Source organism: Methylobacterium sp. CCH5-D2, assembly GCF_001556475.1.
Lineage (GTDB): Bacteria > Pseudomonadota > Alphaproteobacteria > Rhizobiales > Beijerinckiaceae > Methylobacterium > Methylobacterium hispanicum.
Genome location: NZ_LSIX01000307.1, coordinates 1 through 686 on the forward strand (window position 1 = coordinate 1; position 686 = coordinate 686).

Annotated in this window: 2 protein-coding genes; both read left to right on the forward strand. The window is 72.0% G+C overall.

The window, feature by feature from the left end:
* Positions 1 to 199 (forward strand): hypothetical protein (locus AX737_RS34220; protein WP_197430498.1); only part of this gene is annotated, 199 nt, incomplete at its 5' end.
* Positions 200 to 210: 11 nt separating this feature from the next.
* Positions 211 to 686, forward strand: a 476-nt coding sequence (locus AX737_RS08110; protein ID WP_066920466.1) for a hypothetical protein, incomplete at its 3' end; no start/stop codon positions are given.

Sequence of the window (686 nt, forward strand, 5' to 3'; positions counted from 1 at the left end):
CATCGTCCCGGCCTACCGCACCGCGGGCGCGCTCGACGAGCCGTCGTGGTCCTTCGAGATCGGGCCGGTCTTCCTCGGCCTGGCCGGCGCCCTCACGCAGACCGCGCCCGAAGCCGGTGCGGTCCTGCAGGTCGGCGTCGCGGCGTCCCCGACCCGCCTCTTGGTCGGGATCCAGGAACCGTACTTCCTGGCCTCCTAGGGAGCATCACCATGCCTGCAAAGAGCTTCGCCCGCCGGGTCGCGGGCGTCTGGCGCGAGGTGCTGGGCGTCGTCACGTCGTCCGGCGCCGCCAACGCGGGCGACATCCCCGCGCTCGACGACAGCGGCCACCTCGACGCCTCGGTTATGCCGGTGGGCTACGGCGCCGACGGGAAAGTGCTCACCGCGAGCGAGGCCCTGTCCGCCACGAACCTCGTCAGCGTCTGGAACAATGCCGGCGCCGAGAGCGTCCGGAAGGCCGACGCCTCGGCCGAGGGCAAGCCTGCCAACGGCTACGTGCTGGACGCGGCCACCTCCGGCGGCACGGTGACGGTCTACTTCGGCCGCAAGATCACCGGCCTCACCGGCATCGTGCCGGGCCAGCGCTACTACCTCGCGACCGCCCCGGGCGGCTTCACGGCAACGCCCGTGACCGGCGCGGGCAAGATCGACCAGTTCATCGGCACGGGCATCTCGACCACCGAGAT